Consider the following 15,584-nt stretch of genomic DNA (forward strand, 5'->3'; position numbering starts at 1 on the left):
GTGAAGATGGTCTATAAGGAGATAGGGGAGAGGGCAAGGCTCGCACTCAGGAAGGCGCTCGATGAAATGCTCACCGAGGCTGGGAAGGAGTGGGACGGAGAGATAACCTTTGACGACACACCGAGCCTTGAGCTCGGTGATTTTGGAACTGCGGTAGCTTTCCAGCTCGCGAGGGTCTTCAGGAAGGCACCGAAGCTCATAGCCGAAGAGCTCGCTGAGCGGATTGAAAAGCCAGAAGGGATAACTGATGTTAAGGCCGTGAACGGCTACATAAACTTCTACGTGGACTACGCCTACTTCGGGAGGGCCCTTGTGAAGGAAATCCTTGAAAAAGGCGCCAGCTACGGTGAAAGCAACGTTGGTGAGGGTAAGAAGGTCATCGTCGAGCATACCTCCGTGAACCCAACGAAGCCCCTCCACATGGGGCACGCCAGGAACGCGGTTTTGGGCGACACGATGGCGAGGATTATGCGCAGGCTCGGCTACACCGTCGAGGTGCAGAACTACATAGACGACCTTGGAGTACAGTTCGCGCAGGTTCTCTGGGGCTACCTCAACATGAAAGAGGAGTTCGAGAGGATTGAGGCCGAGCTGAGGGAGAAAGGCCTGAAGGAGGACTTCATAGACCACGTAATGGGCCTGCTCTACGTCGAGGTTAACAAGCGCATCGAGGAAAACCCAGAGGTGGATAAAGAGGTTCGCGAGCTCATGAAGAAGCTCGAAGAGGGGGACAACGAGATAGCCGAGATTGGCAGGAAGCTGGCGGAGCGCGTTGTTAAAGCCCAGATGCTCACAACCTACCGCATGGGTATCGCCTACGACCTGCTCAGCTGGGAGAGCGACATAGTGAGGAGCGGAATCTTCGAGGAGGCCTACATGCTCATCGAGGCCAACGAGAACTTCTTCTGGGCCACAGAGGGCAAGTACAAAGGGGCCTTTGTAATGGATTTAAGGAAGCTCTTCCCTGACATGAAGAACCCGTTTTTGGTTCTCAAAAGGAGCGACGGAACGGCAACTTACACAGGCAAGGACATAGCGTATCACCTCTGGAAGTTTGGCAAGGTCAAGGCTGACATGCTCTACAAGGTCTGGGACAGGATTGAGAACCACGAGACCTGGACAACTGCCCCTGATGGCGAGGAGATGCCCGGCAGGTTCGGCAGAGGGGACATAGTGATAAACGTCATCGGAGCGGAGCAGAGGCACCCCCAGATGGCGATTAAATACGCCCTCCAGCTCCTCGGCTTTGAGGACTCAGCTGAGAACTTCCACCACCTGGCTTACGAGCACGTTGTGAGGCCTGAAGGCAAGTTCTCAGGCAGGAAGGGAACTTGGGTCGGTTTTACCGTTGACGAAGTTCTCAACGAGGCCGTCCAGAGGGCGAGGGAGCTGGTCGAGCAGAAGAACCCGAACCTGAGCGAGGAGGAGAAGGACGAGATAGCTGAAGCGGTCGGAGTTGGCGCGGTTCGCTTTAACCTCGTCAAGTACAGCCCAGACAAGGTCATAACCTTCCGCTGGGACGACGTCCTCAACTTCGAGGGCGAGAGCGCACCCTACATCCAGTACGCACACGCGCGCTGTGCATCAATCCTGAGGAAGGCAGGGGAGAGCGGCGTTGAGACTGACTGGAGGGCACTCCTTGAGAAGGCCGACTTCTCGAAGCTCACCCTCCGCGAAAAGGAGCTCATCAAGCTCCTTGCCAAGTTCCCTGAAGTGATAGAGAGCGCGGGCAGGGACATCAAGCCCCACCTGGTTCCTGCCTACCTCAATGAGCTGGCTTCGCTCTTCAACAAGTTCTACATGGACCATCCGGTGCTCAAGGCCGAGGACGGAATCAGGGAAGAGCGCCTGCTCCTCGTTTTAGCTGTGAAGCAGGTTCTCAGGAACGGGCTGGAGCTACTCGGAATAGAGGCGCCGGAGAAGATGTGATTAGCCCTTCAATATTTTTTCCACGAGGGGATCTATTATCCGGTACTCCCCGCTTTCTTTCCTCACCCAGCTCATCTTCTCAAGGTTCTTCAGGAGCGCGGACAGTCTCGCGTTCGTTATGGGCCCGCCTTTAGCCTCCACGTAGTCCTTGATGTTCTTCCACCGGTGGAGGCCGATTGCTATCGCCCTGAGGATTAGGGAATACCTTGGAGAGCGCTTTTCAAGCTCAAGAAGCTCTTCCCGTATCATCGCCCGGGCCCTCTCGACGGTTCTCTCCATAGCTCTCTCAAAGCTTCCGCTCTTCCAGTAGTTGAAACCGAACTCCACAAGCCAGCCCGGAATGCCGTTGAGCCCATCGACAGCTCTCTTTATCTCCTCGTCCGGAACTTTCAAGCCTACCTCCTCAAACCCCACCCGCAGGAAAGCCTCCGAGAGCCCTCTCGGGAACGGCTTAACTTCAACTTCCTCGTAGACCCTGCCGAATAGTGGACTCGAGTAGTCGTCGATACCGATGAAATCATGGAGGAGGCCGACCTCTGAACCCGTGAACACGAAGCCGAGGTTCGGGAGAGAGTCATAGGCGTAGGCTATTCCAGCCAAAAGGTCTTTTCCACCCCTCGGCCCGTAGAAGCGGAGGTACTGGGCCTCGTCGAAAGCCAAGACGATCCTCCCAAACCTCTCCCCGAGGCCGTTCAGGAGTTCGAAGACGTCTATTATGGTCATCTCCTTTGGTGTGATTTTTACTCCCGCCAGATTAACGCTCTCCAGCTTTATTCCACTCAGAAAGCCGAACCTGCCCTTTCCAAGGAGTATCTTTCTAATCTCGTCCACCAGAACGGCGGGACTTATCGTGCCGCCCCCTGCTGCGTAAAGCCTCCTCGCATCGAGGTAAAGGCCAAGACCGTCAAATTCATTCAGGGTTACCCTCAGGAGGGAACTCTTCCCCACCCTCCGGATTCCGATGAGAACCGTTATCGGGTACTCTTCCATTCCTTTAAGCAGAGAGTTTAGCTCTTTCTCCCTGTCGAAAATCTCCTCCCTCCTGCTCTTCGGCCGTGGGTCAAACAGCATAGGTATCGCCCCCGATACTTAGTATCGGTACCGATACTTAAAGGTTTCCCAAGTCATTCGGAGTCTTAAAATACCTCCTTCTCCAAGAACTCTCGGTGGTTTTATGCGCGGTGTGATAGTTCTCCATTTCAGACGGGACGATGATTAGAAAACTGCTCGTTGAGGTGCTGGGCTGAGTTCTGAAGGAACTTATCAGGCCACTAAGCGAAAAATAGAAATAGTTCCGTGAGAACCACAGGGAGGTGAGATTATGGAGAGGGTTAGTGAGGCAACCGTAAGGCACGTTATGGAAGAGCTTGAGCGTCTAAAGGTAGAAGTTCAGCGTCTTGAAGCTCTGCTTGTTCCATTGGTCAAGAACGAGCTCTCGGCCGAGGAAGTTGAGGAGATAGAAAGAGAAGCCCGGGAGTTCCACGAGGAGGAATGGGTTAACGCAGATGACCTCGAAGATCTCTTGGAGGACGACTTATGACCTTTGAGGTCAAAATAAAGCGGGAAGTAGTTAAAGCTGTTAAATCTCTCCCAAAGGCCAATCTGAGGAAGTTCTTGGAGTTAAAAGAGGCCCTTAGATACGAAGCAGTTCCGAGGGACAGGTTTGATATTGTTAAGATAAAGGGTTCCGCTGATTTGGACATATATCGGGTTAGAATCGGAGATTACAGGGTGATTTATTCTGTTAACTGGTAAAAACGCTTGGTTCTGATACATCGTTTAAAGAAGAGAGAAGATGCGTACAAGTAGCTCACTGAATCTTGTACCTCAGGAACGCTCCAAGTCCACCAAAGGCCTTGTAGAACTGCTGGCCCTCCTCGGTGTCAAGGGAAATTATCTCGACCTCTGCACCGCTCTCCTCTGCCATCTTGATGAGCTCCTCCGCGACGTCCCACTTTTCGAAGGTTATGTTCTGGCTGCCGCACTTGGGGCAGTGGGTCAGCTTCTTCTTGTAGACTTGGAACTCCCCCTCGCTCATTGTCTTCTCTTCTTCCCAGCCGCAGTTGTTGCACTTAGCCTTGACCCTAACCTTGTTGTAGCCCTCGCTGATGAGGAGCGTGTCAACGGCTCCGAGCTCAAGGGCTTTCCTGACCTCCTTCTCACCGTAGGTTATCATTCCGGTGTCCTTGACGAGGTGCCTGAAGAAGTCCTGGATGAGCTTCCTCTCCTTGACTGCCTCGTGGTCCCTCAGTATGTCGCTGGCCTTCTCCACGAGCTCCCTGAGCCCGTACTCACCGTGGTAGCTGATGTCAACGACACCGATAACCTTCTTCCTGAGCTCGTGGTGGAGGTAGTCGCCCTCGACGAACTCCTCCTTGGTCGGTCCGGGGCCGCCGATGATGATTCCCCTCAGCTCACCCTTCTCAAGAAGCGGGAGGAAGACCTTGTTGGCGTGCTCGCCTATCCTCTTCATGAACTCGTGGGTCTCCTGCTCACGGATTCTCTCGTAACGCCTCGCCGACTGACCACCGGCGCGGGTCTTTCCGGGGACGTTTGAAGTAAGCTCCTCAACGACTTCTATCCTCTTGCCCCTCAGGAGGCCTATCGTGGCCTCGTTCTTCTCGACGGTGATGAGGCCGTAGGCGTCCTTAACGCGGAGCATCTCCTCAAGGGGCTCGGTAACAAAAGTCTGGTCACATCGATACAGCCTGACGTTGAGGGGCTCGGGCGGGACGATCGCCCAGAGCTTTATGTCGCTGACTCCCTCCTGCTCACTCACGTTTCCGACGAAAAGGGCGAGACCGTTCTCAGGGGTCTTTCGGTAGAGCTTGAGGTGCTGCATTGCCCTTTCGAGGGCACCGAGGACGTTCTTTCGGGTGGACTTGCTCTTGATGTTCTGGGCTGTTCCGTACTCCTCCCTAAGCTGCTGCATGACCTTGTTTATGTCGTAGCCTGCCGGGATGTAGAGGCTGACGAGCTCGGTTGCGCGGCCTCGATAGCCCTTCAGCTCCTCGACCTTTTTCTTGAGCTCATACATTTCCGCAGACTTGTGAGACATGAGCATCACCCCTACCTTCTCTCGCTGAAATAGGCAAGAAAAGGGCCTTTATAAAGGTTTGGAGTTAGAGGAGGGAGATGAGTATGAGGATAAACGCGCCGACCACTCCCCCAACGGCGAGTATGAGGAGTGTCAGCCAGTTTATGGGGACGTGGGTGACTCCCAGGAAGTTGAGGACACCCACTATTATGAGGCCGGTAATCGCGTTGACCGCGAGCCACTTAAGGACTGCTATTGTGAGTTTAAGCACTATCCACCCGACGATTGCGAGGAGAAAGAGAAAAATCACAAAGAGAATCAGATTGGGCATTAGCACCACCTCAGAGCTTTTCAAGGGTTTCCCTCGCTATCTGGCCGAGGGGTACCCACTTCTTGCCCTCAAAGGGGAGTATCACCTTGTCCTCAACGTCCACGAGCTCTTCGGCATAAGGTCTGGCCTCTTCAGCTTTGAGCTCGCCGAGCATTATCAGGGCGAAGGCCTTGGTGTTCTTGTCACCTTCTTTAAGCTCGTCTATAAGGTCATTGAGAATGGTGTTTTTCAGTGCACTCGCCTTGGTCGGGAACCTGAGGACGAGCTCACGGGAGAGAACCATCGCGTTCTCCTTAACGTAGGGGTTCCTGTTTTTGGTGAGCTCCACGGCTTTGGGGAGTATCTTCTCTATGTGCGGCCCCAGAACTTCCCCATTCTGCTGGGCGATCATTCCAAGGATTAGGAGAGCATCCCCCCGGATTCCGGGCATGTTGTCATCGAGGAGCTCAATGAGGCCTTCAAGTGCCTTTTTATCCTTGATTGCCAGCGCCACGGCCTCATCGAAGTGCTCTTCTTCAATGAGCTTTTTTATTTTGCCTTTTTTTGAGCCGAAGGAGAGGAACGCCATAGGAGTCACCTCTGAAGAACTCTTGAGTCATTTGTTATAGTTAAACTTTTTGTCTCAAATGCTCCAAACATTAGGAAGGACAGCCTCTAAAACGATGGCCGGGCATTAATCTTGCTCGTTAATAACTTTATCCATCTCATCGGAGATTTTAGCCTCAGTATCATTCTGGAATTTCCCCACCTTGCGGACGGTACCAGTGCGGGGATCAAAGAACGTGCGCAGGAACAAGAGTATCAAGACTAAGGCGATGGCCACCATAAAAACGTACTCTATTGAAGCCTGAGCACTCCTTTTCATTGCTGGCACCTGCAGGATGTTGAAAGTAAAAAAACAGAAAATAACATTATCACTCAACCATAGATAATCCGCCAGGATCATCAACCAGTGCCATTGCCAGTGCCATTACCAGAGGCACCACTCTGCTGGTTGTTCCCCATCATCTCGCCGAGGGTGTTGTTTATCTCGGTTTCAGCTTGGCTAGCAGTATCCTTGGCACTCTCGCCCTTGCCCTGGAGCTGCCTAACAACTATCAGGATTATAACCAGCGCCGCGGCGATCATAAACAGGTACTCAATTGCACCCTGGGCCTTCCTCTTCATGGCAAACCACCTCCAAAGGATTACTTCAACCATAAATTGCCCCAAAAAAGCTTATATATCTTTCTCCCCAATAATGGGGAGAACCATACCCAATATTGCACTATATCCAAGAGGTGCTCATTGATGTTACTAAGCTTCCACTGCGAATCTGCAAGCATTGAGGATTGCATCGAGGAAATCAACAAAAAATCAGAAAATGTTTTACGCGACGTGCCAGGTTTTGTAAATTCTGCAAAGATACAGCTGAGCTTTGGAGCCTTTATGAACCTCGGTGTTGTCCTAGCGATTGACCACTCTATCAACGCCTGCAAGGTCGTCCGTGCCGAGTTCTCCTCAGGAAAAAACAGGGAGGACGCCATTAACAAAACCCTTGAAAAGCTGAACTCCACCATGCCGGAGGGGGCCAAAATCGTTGATTTTGACGTGAAAACCTACACCACACCTGTTACCAGGAGAACCTATGCCGTTGGGGTCGTTGTCTACAACGTTTTTGAGGAGAAAAAACCCGTTGGCAAGTACACCCTTAAGGAAAGGAGAAAGCTGATAGCGATGGTTCTTGAGGCCTTTGACTACAACCCGAAGGTTCTCAACATCTCCGAGCTCGCGAGGGTCTTCGGGGTCTCCAGGGACAGCATATACTACGACATCGAGCAGATATTGAAAGAGGCAGGGAAATCTAAGTAGTCCATATTGGCACCGGTGTCGCCGTGAGCACGAATATAACCGCCACGAGCACCGCAAGGAGTATTCTTGTCCTTGATATTGGCGACACCTCGTCCAGTGCCCCGGGGTTCCCGGCAGAGCCTATGAACAGCACGAGGAGGCCCCAGATGAACCACCCGCTCCACAGGTAGCTCATTCCGATGAGAATGAACGCGGCCGCGTAAGTTACTATCCTGTGGGCCCTCTCGCTTATGAAGGCCCTTAAGATGTGGCCCCCGTCGAGCTGGGCAACCGGGATTAGGTTGAGGAACGTGACGAGCAGTCCAACCCAGCCTGCCATTGCAATTGGGTGGAGGAATATCACGTAGTCCTCAGGGATCCCGAGCACGGTCTTGGTCATAAGCTCAAACAGGAGGTTGGTCCCGAAGTAGACGCCTCCCTCCGTGGCAGGCACCATCTCCGGAGGCACGACCACTGAGAGCTTGAGGCCTATAGCCGTGACGGGGAGCGCGACCAGAAAGCCAGCTATCGGCCCGCTGGCCCCCAGGTCTATCGCCGCGTTCCTCGTGGGGAGGGGAGACTTGACCCTTATGACAGCACCCAGAGTCCCGATGAGGCTGAAGGGGAATGGTATGAAGTAGGGCATCGTCGCCCGGACGCCGTGGTACGCCGCGGCAATCTTGTGGCCGAGCTCGTGCGTCCCAAGGATTGCCATAACGCTGGCCGAGAACGAGAGCGCTATGAGGTATGGGTTCCTCATGCCGGGCAGGTTGTAGTAATCAAGGACTCCAATGTAGTTCAGGGCCAGGAGGTAGCCCGAGAAAAACGTCGTGACGAGCGTCGCAAGCAGAAAAACCCAGGGAAGCCAGCGGTTGTCGGGTTTAACCTCGCCGGCCGGGAAAACCAGGAGGAGAACCTTTCCGTGGCGCTTTTTAAGGGCGCACCAGTAGCCGAGCTTCTCCATCTCGCTCAAAACGACCTCAAAGTTGGATTCAAGGATTTCATCAACCTCAAAGACGAAGACCCTGCCGTCGAACCCCGCAAACCTGAGGTTATAGAACGTCCTGAGTTTGGACTCGACTTCAGGAGGCAGGTGCGGAACTTCCCTCTCAGGGGCCGGGCTGGGCTGTACCGGCTTGGACAACTGGCTAACTGCCTCTCCGGCCTTCTCTTCCACATAGCCCACGAGGATCATATCGCCCCCACAGCGGGGGCACGAGCCTTCGAGGAGGGGCTCCCTGGAGTCCCTCTCTTCGCGGTAGCCGCAGTTTAAGCACTCGTAGATTCCCCTCGGCATCGCTATCTCCTGGACTAAAATGGAAAGGGCAGTTAAAAAGTTACTCCTCGACCTCAACTTCCCCAGAATCCGCGTCCACCCTAACTTTCATCCCGCTCTTCAGCTTCGAGACGTCTATCCCCTGAACCATCGGGATGCCCGCTATTATTGCGCCGGTCGCGACTATTGTTTCCGCTTCCTCCACGATTATTGCCTTTGGAGCCTTTCCGCTCTTCTTGAGGGCGTAGATTACGTAGGAGCCAACGGTGGAACCCTTCCCGCGCGGAAACGCAAGGATTTTGCCCGCTACGCTCTGGCCCCTTATGTCGCTCTCGGCGTCTGTAACGATGCCGGTCTCGGGGTCAACCCCGCCGAGGAAGGAGAGCGGTTTCTGCGAGACTATCAGCTCGCCCTCGGCCTTTCCTCCAACCACTTTCTTCCCCTTCAGCTTCATGCTCCCACCTCACGGGGCCTCCTTTATGAGCCTCTCGGCGTCGTCGAGCCTCACGCTGAAGCCGAACGAGCGGAAGTAGAAGGCACTCTTCCCGCTGTTGGTCGCTATGCCCCTGTACCAGCCCTTAATCGGCGACACAACAAAGCATGAGTCCGCGACAATCCTGCCGTTGTAGCGCTCTATGACCTCAGTATAGCCGAGAGAATCCGCCAGGGCCTTTACGGTTCTGCTCGCGGTAATGAAGAGCGGAATCCTGAGGGGTTTTCCGCGCATTCTGAGGAGCTCGGCTATCTCCTTAATCTCCACCAGTGAGGCGTGAGGACAGCCGATTAGAATCATGTCTATTTCGCTCCAGTCGTCCGAGAAGCTCTCTCTGACGGCCATAAGGTCTTTCTCCTCCACGGTCAGGGTCTCAATCTTGTCATCAACCGCGTGCCTGTATTCCGGCGTCTCGCCCTCGACGTGGTACAGCGCTATCGAGCCGGTCGCGGCCATAGATGCCCCAAGCTCCTTGAGGTGGTCAACGCTCTCAGGCCTGAGCCCCGTTAGGTATGGGACGTCGTTCCCGAGGGCCTTCCCGAGGTGGTAGCCGAGGGCCGAGTAGTCAACGAAGCGTTTCACGTTCGCTTCCACTTTAACCGCTATCGTGGCTTTTCTGTTCTCGTCGAGATGGAGGCCGTACTCAGGGGTCTTCCCTACTATAGCTGCAGCCAAACTCGACGGCCCGCCCTCCCTGTTTGTCCTCGCCCCGATTATGGAGTTTGCAAAGCTCACCGCCGAGCTCTCGCTCCAGGCCAGGTGGTCGCCGAACTTCGGCAGGTTTGCGCCGTAGTAGGGCGTGCAAGTTGAGGTTACCTTTATCCCCATCGCTCGGTAGAGTTCGAGGACTTCCCTCTGCTTCTCCATGAACTCGTCATCGCCTATTCCAGCCGGGTTGAGGGTCGTGTAAACGCTTACCTTCGCACCTGCATCAGCGAAGTCCCTCAGAAACTCAATGCCGGCGTCGCCGATGTTCTTGTAGGAGACGCCCGCAATCTGGGCGCTCTTTATTGGTATCAGGCGCTCTGCACCGTAGATGTCCCCAAGGGCGACCAGGATTTCCATAGCCTTCTGGAGCGCGTACCCATACTCCCCTGCCAGAATGAGCTCCTCCTCCTTTGTCAGGTACATAGCACCACCTGAAATAACTGGGGACCTGAGGGTTATAAAGTGTTGTCTGTGTTGTTGGTGAGTTCTCACAGCAGACCGCGGGCAGTAGAATGCAGAGGTTAGCCGATGGCACTCTCCCAGTTCCATTCTGGTTATCCGCTACTTTTAAAACATGCGAAACTATCGTAGCGGACAACTTTCCCACCCTCATCTTCATCGTGGGGCTTTCGGGGCCCTGCGAGAAAGCCTTATAACCCACCGCTTCCGTGCTTTTCACAAGGAACAAGATGAGGCCCCGCGGCTCAGCAGGCGGGAGAGTGAGTCATGAGACGCTTTAAATGTATAATCCCGCGTGAATGGTTCCTCCTGGCGCTTATTGGACTTTACTTAGTCCTGACTGTATTCGACCCCGGCCTCCCACGCAGGACTCCACAGCTTATAGACTGGAAGAGCATCTCCGCGATAACGGGGCTTCTGACCTCCTTCCCAGCTAGGGCGAGGGTTCGGCTTAACTCCTCGCCATTGATGGGGAGGTTTGCGGGCTCATAATCTACTCCCGTTGCCGGTTTCGGTTCAGCCCGCGGGCCGGGTCTTCGGCCCGTTACCCCTACCGGCAAATCCGGATTGGGGTTATTGCTCAAAGGCCACCTTTCTTTCAATGTTTTTACGGCCACACCAGTCAGCGTGGAATGTGGACGCCTAACGGCGTCGCCTATCCAAACGGATAGGCACTAACGAAACCCCTTCGAGTAGGGTTTTTTCTCGGTGGCCTCTTCAAGGCCCTATTACGCTGGTAAGGTTTAAAAGGGTTTCGGGGATTTAGTGCTCGTTGGGCAGTTTACTGCATCCCCCCTAAAGAGCGAGGCTTTCGGAGAAAAATGTAATGCTCTTCATTCTTGTGATTTCGCTTTCCTCGACCGTTATCATGAACGATACCGCAGTGCTGATTTTTATTCCTCTCGTCGTTGCGACCTCAGAGCTCGCCAGTGTGGACACTGGAAGGGCCGTGGCGCTCTCCGCTATCGCCGCAAACGTGGGTTCCGCTCTGACTCCAATAGGCAACCCCAGAACATTATAATATGGCAGAACTACAGCCTCGGATTCGTGGAGTTCACCAGTTCGATGCTCCCCTTCGTTTCGCTCTGGCTCGCCGTCCTTTTTGCGTTCGCTCTGAGGATCAAAGACAGGGGGCTCTCGACTGAATGGGTTCCGTCAGTTACTCTCAAAAAGGCCCTCCTTGGCGTTTCCCTTGTCTCGCTGATAGCCGATGTGCTCCTGATTAGAACAGGGAGGCCAGCACTTGCGCTAATGTTCACGTCCCTTGCGTTTCTCCTAGTTGGCAGGGAAGTGCTCAGGAAGTTCGACTGGGCGCTTGTTCTGACCTTCGTCTTCATATTCGTTGATTTCAATGAGCTTGCATTTCTACTAAAGGACGCGGGCCTGCAGTTTCCCCGGGAGGGCTCTGAACTCTTCCTCGTTTCCGCCGTCCTCAGCCAGCTGTTCAGCAACGTCCCTGCAACGGTTCTCCTTCTGGCCGGCAAACCGGAGTGGCTTCCGCTCTCTCTGGGGGTCAACGTTGGAGGCAACGGCTTCGTCATAGGTTCCCTGGCAAACCTGATAGCACTCAGGATAGCAAGGGTTAGCGTAAAAGACTTCCACCGCATCTCCATCCCGTACTTCTCCGTGACCCTTTTGCTTTCAGGGGTTCTTCTAGCCCTTTTTTAATATCTCGAATCCTGCGAAGTTATGAACCGTAAACTTTATAAATCAGCTTTGGGGTAGTAAATAACGGGTCGAGCAGCGGGGTGGGGCAGCTAGGAGTGCCCGCCGGGCTCATAACCCGGAGGTCGGAGGTTCAAATCCTCCCCCCGCTACCAGATTTTCTTCAGCTGTGTGCTTAAGTGTTTGGGGTTTATTCTATAAGTGCCAACTCACGGTTTTGTGCTTTTTAGTAGGATCACGCAAAGTGGTCACTACAGCTCATCATGTGGTCTTCTCAGGAAAGAAGACAAGGCCTACTCTCCGATTCTTAAAGACCGACAGATGGTAATGTAAAAAGAGTGTAAAAAGGAAAACTCACTCAATCTTTGCCCCGCAGACCGGACAGAACTTCGCTCCTTCCGGAACTATGTGGCCGTTGGGGCAACGCTTGATTTCGTGTCCGCAGTACGGGCAGAAGCGCGCTCCCGGTGGAATGGGCTTGCCGCAGTAGGGGCAGATTTCCTGCTGCGCCGCCGGCTGGGCGGGAGCGGCTTGCGGGGGCTGCTGAGGAGCCGGAGGAGCGCCGGCGTAGGGCTGAGCCGGCTGGGCCGGTTGGGCAGGTTGCTGGAAGAGCTGGGGAACAAGAACCATACCTGTCCCCATTCCGGCACCAGGGCTCTTGCCGAGCTCGGCCGCGACTTGCTTTACAGTGTCCATTTGCATAACCGCTTGAGCGTTGCCAGTCTGCATGAGCCAGAAGAGCCTCTGGCGCCACTCGTCAGTGGTGTTTACCCCTTCAATCTTCACATCAACCAGTTCAAGTCCCAGCCTGCGGAAGTCCTCCATGAGCTTGACCTTGACCTGCGTGCTCACCATGTCAAGGTTCTGGAAGAGGTCAACTATCGAATAAGCCGAGAGATGCTTCATCATGCCCTCGTTGAAGTATGCCCTGATGAACTTGGTGACGTCTTGGGTGTCGTAGAGACTCTGGCCACCAACGACTTCGGTTATGAATAGCACCGGGTCAGCGACCTTGAACCAGTAGACACCGTAGTACTTGACTGGGGCAAGCTCCCTAGTCTGGGTCTCTCCTCCGTAGCGTCCCTGGAACTGCTTCATGCTGACGAAGATTACCGTTGCCTTGAAGGGGCTGTTTGAGCCACCAACGAGCTTGTAGAGAAGCGGTAAGTTCTGAGTGGTCAGCGTGTGCCTTCCGGGCCCGAGGACGTCGTAGATTTTACCGTCGCGCATGAAGACTGCCACTTCGTACTCATGGACTATCAGCTGGGCACCCCACTTTATGACCTCGTTGGGGTAGCGCCAGATTATCTCGTCTTCTCCTGGGTTGACCCACTCTATAACCTGAACCATTTCACTCACCCGCCGCGAAGCTCATCCTCCGGCTCAAAACTTCCTCAAAGTTCACGAGCTTGTCGTCAAGGTTCAAAAGGGCCATTCCCAGAGCTTGGGGATTGGCAGCCTGTGCGTTTATGTTCTTGGCTTCGTTTAGTATATCCTCCGCCATTTCAATCATCTTTGCGTCGTATTCGAGAAGCCGTTCGAGCTCTTTCTCCTTGAACTTGACCCTGTCGAAGTAGCCCCGATAGCCCGCCTCGGCATGTCGTATCCTGCTCTCAAGCATCATGAGCTTCTTTCTTAAGTTCTCAATCCCCATCAGTTGCTGGCAATTTACCATTGCACACCTCTGGAGTGCCCTTTCGAGTTCCCTCTTCGCCTGGGCCAAGGTGTCGGCGACCTTTCCCCTGACTAGCATATCGTCTTCTCTTATAAGCTCCCTCTTCTTGTAGCCGTGAAATCCGGGGATTATGAGCTCAAGCTTTTCAACTATGGAAGTTTCTTTCCCCATACGGTTCACCTCCATACTTCATGCCGGTTGGAAATAAACGTTACCTCTACCGGCCTTGATTACTTCGCTTATGGTTCTCTTCTTAACAGAACCTTTCGTAAAGATTCCAGCTCCGCCTGCAAACCCACCTGCCAGTCCTCCGACCAAACCCCAGAGGCTTCCTGTCAGCGCTGATGCAAGAAGACCAAGCACAAATCCGGTACCTATCACTCCGGCGCCAAGGAGCGTTGCTTTCTTTCGGGCATCGCTCATAAGGGGGTACTCCCCTCTAATGACCCTTCCATCAGTCCCGTCCACGAAGTTGACAAAGTTCTCGCCCCCGTACTCGTAGTGGATTTCCCAGAGGGGATAGTGCACCAATCCTTGGAACTTCACGGTTAGCTCCAGCTCACCGGCGTATGAGTTTTCTTCGCTGGCTTCCTTTTTCAAAGCGCTCTCAAGCCTTGAGCGTGCTATCGCTTCGGCTTTTTCCCTGTCCAGGTCGGGCTCGTAGTACTTTCCCTTCTTCACTATACTATCATCGAAGAAGCGCTTTCCCCTGATCGGGAACGGATACTCTGTTAAGAGAGCTACAAAGGGCGACCCCGCCGGAATGCCAAAGAACTCGACTTCCTCGACTGTCTCATTGCTCTTGCTCCTCCCGTGGAGGTAGAAGAAGTACACTGGAACCCAGTGGAGCTCCTTTTTCGTGACCTTCGCACCCACTATGTCAGCAGGGGCCCCGTACTGTCTCGAAAGGAACTTGAGGAGCCGCCCTGCCGGGTCTTCCCTCATGGGCGGGAAGAAGAAGTGGTCAACCCGACTCTCTTCACCGGTGTGAACGTGGAATGTGGTTCCGCAGTAGGGGCAGGTGGCAACGCTCACCGTGTCGGGAACCTTAAACTTTGCAGAGCATGTGGGACAAGTGACCTCCATGCTATCACCCCAGGACGCCTTTCCGCTCCCGTTCAATTCTCTGTCCTTCCAGCACCTTGCTACCCGCGAACCAACCCAGTGCCGAGCCGCCAGCTATGGCCAACACCGCGAAGACTGGGGAGCTTGAGAACAGCGCCGCCCCAAAGGATGCTATTGCAATCCCCACCCCTGCACCTGTAAGGTACTGGGCCTGCCTGAAGACGTTCATCGGCTCGGTCGCGGCGACCCTCTTCCCGTCCCAGCCCGCGAAGACCGTCTGGAATATCGAGTTCCCATAGCGGTAGTAGACCGTCCACATGGGCAAGAGAACCAGCCTGACGTTCTTCGGCTCATCGGCATGGATATTGAAGCGCTCTATCTTGTCAGACTTCGCTAGAAAGCGGTTTCTGATGACGTCTATTGCATCCTCACGCATTATCAGCTTTGCCTGCTGTTCGTCCATTTCCGTGTTCAGGATCTCAAGTTTTATGCGCTCCCATTCCCCCTCTTCGAGGTCCAGAAGCCTCCTGTCGTCGGGTCGCGTTTTGGAGTAGTGCATAATTAGGTCATCGACACCAAAGCTCTTTACCTGCCGTCTGGCCGATCCGAGAAGACGGAGGTTCTCGTCAACCCTCTCCGTATAGTGCCTTTCTACCGTTTGACAGTGTGTGTTTCCCTTTGAATCTGTGTGACACTCCTCCTCACGTTTCATGTACCTTACGGTTCCATAGACGTGCACCAAACCCGTCCAGTGGGGGGAATAGTGGCCCTCTATACCGACTATCTGGATTTCGTCCTTAATACTCTTGAGGTCGAAGTCATCATCAACTGCCCTCCAGAAGGCCCGTGCTATGGCGTTTTTATCGATGGATGGGACAATGTATATCTCCTCGGTCTTGATGTTGCCGCTGACGTGGTTTGGAAAGCCACAGTAGGGACAGACAGCTACAATGGTTTCGGGTGACACCTCAAGGGGTGCACCACACCTTTCGCACTTAAACGCAAGGGCCCCCATGTCAACCACTTCTTAGAGTGTAGTGTGTCTTAGTATTTAGGATTTGTGCAAATCGAGCAATGCCGAGATTAAAAGCGGGGAACATCATACAGATATCAATA

The 15,584-nt window shown here is 53.9% G+C and carries 20 protein-coding genes and 1 tRNA gene; 8 read left to right on the plus strand and 13 right to left on the minus strand.

What is annotated here, in order from left to right; all coding sequences use genetic code 11:
* The first annotated feature begins 6 nt into the window (after nt 1-6).
* Nucleotides 7-1,929, plus strand: a complete 1,923-nt coding sequence (locus ACZ5ER_RS07535) for an arginine--tRNA ligase (RefSeq protein ID WP_464935153.1) — start codon at nt 7-9, stop codon at nt 1,927-1,929.
* On the opposite strand, the gene ACZ5ER_RS07540 is transcribed toward ACZ5ER_RS07535, so the two are convergent.
* The gene (locus ACZ5ER_RS07540) at nt 1,930-3,000 is read right to left on the minus strand and encodes an AAA family ATPase (RefSeq protein WP_464934143.1); all 1,071 of its coding nucleotides are present in this window, start codon (nt 2,998-3,000) and stop codon (nt 1,930-1,932) included. It lies immediately after the preceding gene.
* Nucleotides 3,001-3,250: 250 nt separating this feature from the next.
* On the opposite strand from ACZ5ER_RS07540, the gene ACZ5ER_RS07545 reads away from it, so the two are divergent.
* Nucleotides 3,251-3,469 (plus strand): DUF5646 family protein, encoded by a 219-nt coding sequence (locus ACZ5ER_RS07545; protein WP_050003346.1) that lies wholly within the window; start codon nt 3,251-3,253, stop codon nt 3,467-3,469.
* On the plus strand, nt 3,466-3,684 hold the full coding sequence (locus tag ACZ5ER_RS07550; protein WP_464934144.1) for a type II toxin-antitoxin system RelE family toxin: 219 nt from the start codon (nt 3,466-3,468) through the stop codon (nt 3,682-3,684). Before ACZ5ER_RS07545 ends, ACZ5ER_RS07550 begins: the two co-directional genes overlap by 4 nt.
* Before the next feature lie 55 nt (nt 3,685-3,739).
* On the opposite strand, the gene prf1 is transcribed toward ACZ5ER_RS07550, so the two are convergent.
* From prf1 to ACZ5ER_RS07575, 5 genes are all read right to left on the minus strand, one after another.
* Nucleotides 3,740-4,987, minus strand: coding sequence for a peptide chain release factor aRF-1 (prf1, locus tag ACZ5ER_RS07555; protein ID WP_464935154.1), 1,248 nt, complete (start codon nt 4,985-4,987; stop codon nt 3,740-3,742).
* 64 nt (nt 4,988-5,051) lie between these two features.
* Nucleotides 5,052-5,297, minus strand: coding sequence for a pro-sigmaK processing inhibitor BofA family protein (locus tag ACZ5ER_RS07560; protein WP_050003349.1), 246 nt, complete (start codon nt 5,295-5,297; stop codon nt 5,052-5,054).
* Nucleotides 5,298-5,307: 10 nt separating this feature from the next.
* Nucleotides 5,308-5,865 carry a HEAT repeat domain-containing protein gene (locus tag ACZ5ER_RS07565; RefSeq protein WP_464934145.1) on the minus strand — a complete coding sequence of 186 codons (558 nt, stop codon included), beginning with the start codon at nt 5,863-5,865 and terminating at the stop codon, nt 5,308-5,310.
* Nucleotides 5,866-5,970: 105 nt separating this feature from the next.
* Complete coding sequence (locus ACZ5ER_RS07570) at nt 5,971-6,162, minus strand: class III signal peptide-containing protein (RefSeq protein ID WP_050003351.1); 192 nt, start codon at nt 6,160-6,162, stop codon at nt 5,971-5,973.
* Nucleotides 6,163-6,242: 80 nt separating this feature from the next.
* Nucleotides 6,243-6,464 carry a class III signal peptide-containing protein gene (locus ACZ5ER_RS07575; RefSeq protein WP_464934146.1) on the minus strand — a complete coding sequence of 74 codons (222 nt, stop codon included), beginning with the start codon at nt 6,462-6,464 and terminating at the stop codon, nt 6,243-6,245.
* 123 nt (nt 6,465-6,587) lie between these two features.
* On the opposite strand from ACZ5ER_RS07575, the gene ACZ5ER_RS07580 reads away from it, so the two are divergent.
* A complete protein-coding gene (locus tag ACZ5ER_RS07580; RefSeq protein WP_227738695.1) occupies nt 6,588-7,148 on the plus strand; it encodes a hypothetical protein in 561 nt (186 codons plus the stop codon).
* Here the strand turns inward: ACZ5ER_RS07580 and ACZ5ER_RS07585 are convergent.
* From ACZ5ER_RS07585 to ACZ5ER_RS07595, 3 genes are read right to left on the minus strand one after another with little or no spacing between them, the layout of a single operon-like run.
* The gene (locus ACZ5ER_RS07585) at nt 7,141-8,424 is read right to left on the minus strand and encodes a site-2 protease family protein (RefSeq protein WP_464934147.1); all 1,284 of its coding nucleotides are present in this window, start codon (nt 8,422-8,424) and stop codon (nt 7,141-7,143) included. The genes ACZ5ER_RS07580 and ACZ5ER_RS07585 overlap by 8 nt on opposite strands.
* A gap of 40 nt (nt 8,425-8,464) precedes the next feature.
* Nucleotides 8,465-8,857, minus strand: a complete 393-nt coding sequence (locus ACZ5ER_RS07590; protein WP_050003355.1) for a DUF126 domain-containing protein — start codon at nt 8,855-8,857, stop codon at nt 8,465-8,467.
* A gap of 9 nt (nt 8,858-8,866) precedes the next feature.
* The gene (locus tag ACZ5ER_RS07595) at nt 8,867-10,027 is read right to left on the minus strand and encodes an aconitase X catalytic domain-containing protein (RefSeq protein ID WP_464934148.1); all 1,161 of its coding nucleotides are present in this window, start codon (nt 10,025-10,027) and stop codon (nt 8,867-8,869) included.
* 303 nt (nt 10,028-10,330) lie between these two features.
* On the opposite strand from ACZ5ER_RS07595, the gene ACZ5ER_RS07600 reads away from it, so the two are divergent.
* The 4 genes from ACZ5ER_RS07600 (at nt 10,331) to ACZ5ER_RS07615 (ending at nt 11,883) form a co-directional block, all read left to right on the plus strand.
* Nucleotides 10,331-10,555 carry a hypothetical protein gene (locus ACZ5ER_RS07600; protein WP_050003357.1) on the plus strand — a complete coding sequence of 75 codons (225 nt, stop codon included), beginning with the start codon at nt 10,331-10,333 and terminating at the stop codon, nt 10,553-10,555.
* Nucleotides 10,556-10,889: 334 nt separating this feature from the next.
* Nucleotides 10,890-11,084, plus strand: coding sequence for an SLC13 family permease (locus tag ACZ5ER_RS07605; RefSeq protein WP_464934149.1), 195 nt, complete (start codon nt 10,890-10,892; stop codon nt 11,082-11,084).
* A 26-nt stretch (nt 11,085-11,110) separates the two neighbouring features.
* A complete protein-coding gene (locus ACZ5ER_RS07610) occupies nt 11,111-11,731 on the plus strand; it encodes a transporter permease (RefSeq protein WP_464934150.1) in 621 nt (206 codons plus the stop codon).
* Nucleotides 11,732-11,805: 74 nt separating this feature from the next.
* Nucleotides 11,806-11,883: transfer RNA gene (locus ACZ5ER_RS07615), tRNA-Met, on the plus strand.
* Between the two features lie 199 nt (nt 11,884-12,082).
* Here ACZ5ER_RS07615 and ACZ5ER_RS07620 read toward each other — a convergent pair.
* The 4 genes from ACZ5ER_RS07620 to ACZ5ER_RS07635 are packed head-to-tail and all read right to left on the minus strand — an operon-like array spanning nt 12,083 to nt 15,483.
* Nucleotides 12,083-13,078, minus strand: coding sequence for an SPFH domain-containing protein (locus ACZ5ER_RS07620; protein WP_050003358.1), 996 nt, complete (start codon nt 13,076-13,078; stop codon nt 12,083-12,085).
* A gap of 1 nt (nt 13,079) precedes the next feature.
* Nucleotides 13,080-13,574, minus strand: coding sequence for a hypothetical protein (locus tag ACZ5ER_RS07625; RefSeq protein WP_464934151.1), 495 nt, complete (start codon nt 13,572-13,574; stop codon nt 13,080-13,082).
* A gap of 18 nt (nt 13,575-13,592) precedes the next feature.
* Nucleotides 13,593-14,489, minus strand: a complete 897-nt coding sequence (locus ACZ5ER_RS07630; protein ID WP_464934152.1) for a zinc ribbon domain-containing protein — start codon at nt 14,487-14,489, stop codon at nt 13,593-13,595.
* Nucleotides 14,490-14,493: 4 nt separating this feature from the next.
* Nucleotides 14,494-15,483 carry a TFIIB-type zinc ribbon-containing protein gene (locus ACZ5ER_RS07635; RefSeq protein WP_464935155.1) on the minus strand — a complete coding sequence of 330 codons (990 nt, stop codon included), beginning with the start codon at nt 15,481-15,483 and terminating at the stop codon, nt 14,494-14,496.
* Nucleotides 15,484-15,584: the final 101 nt, after the last annotated feature.

The organism is Thermococcus marinus, assembly GCF_055389025.1.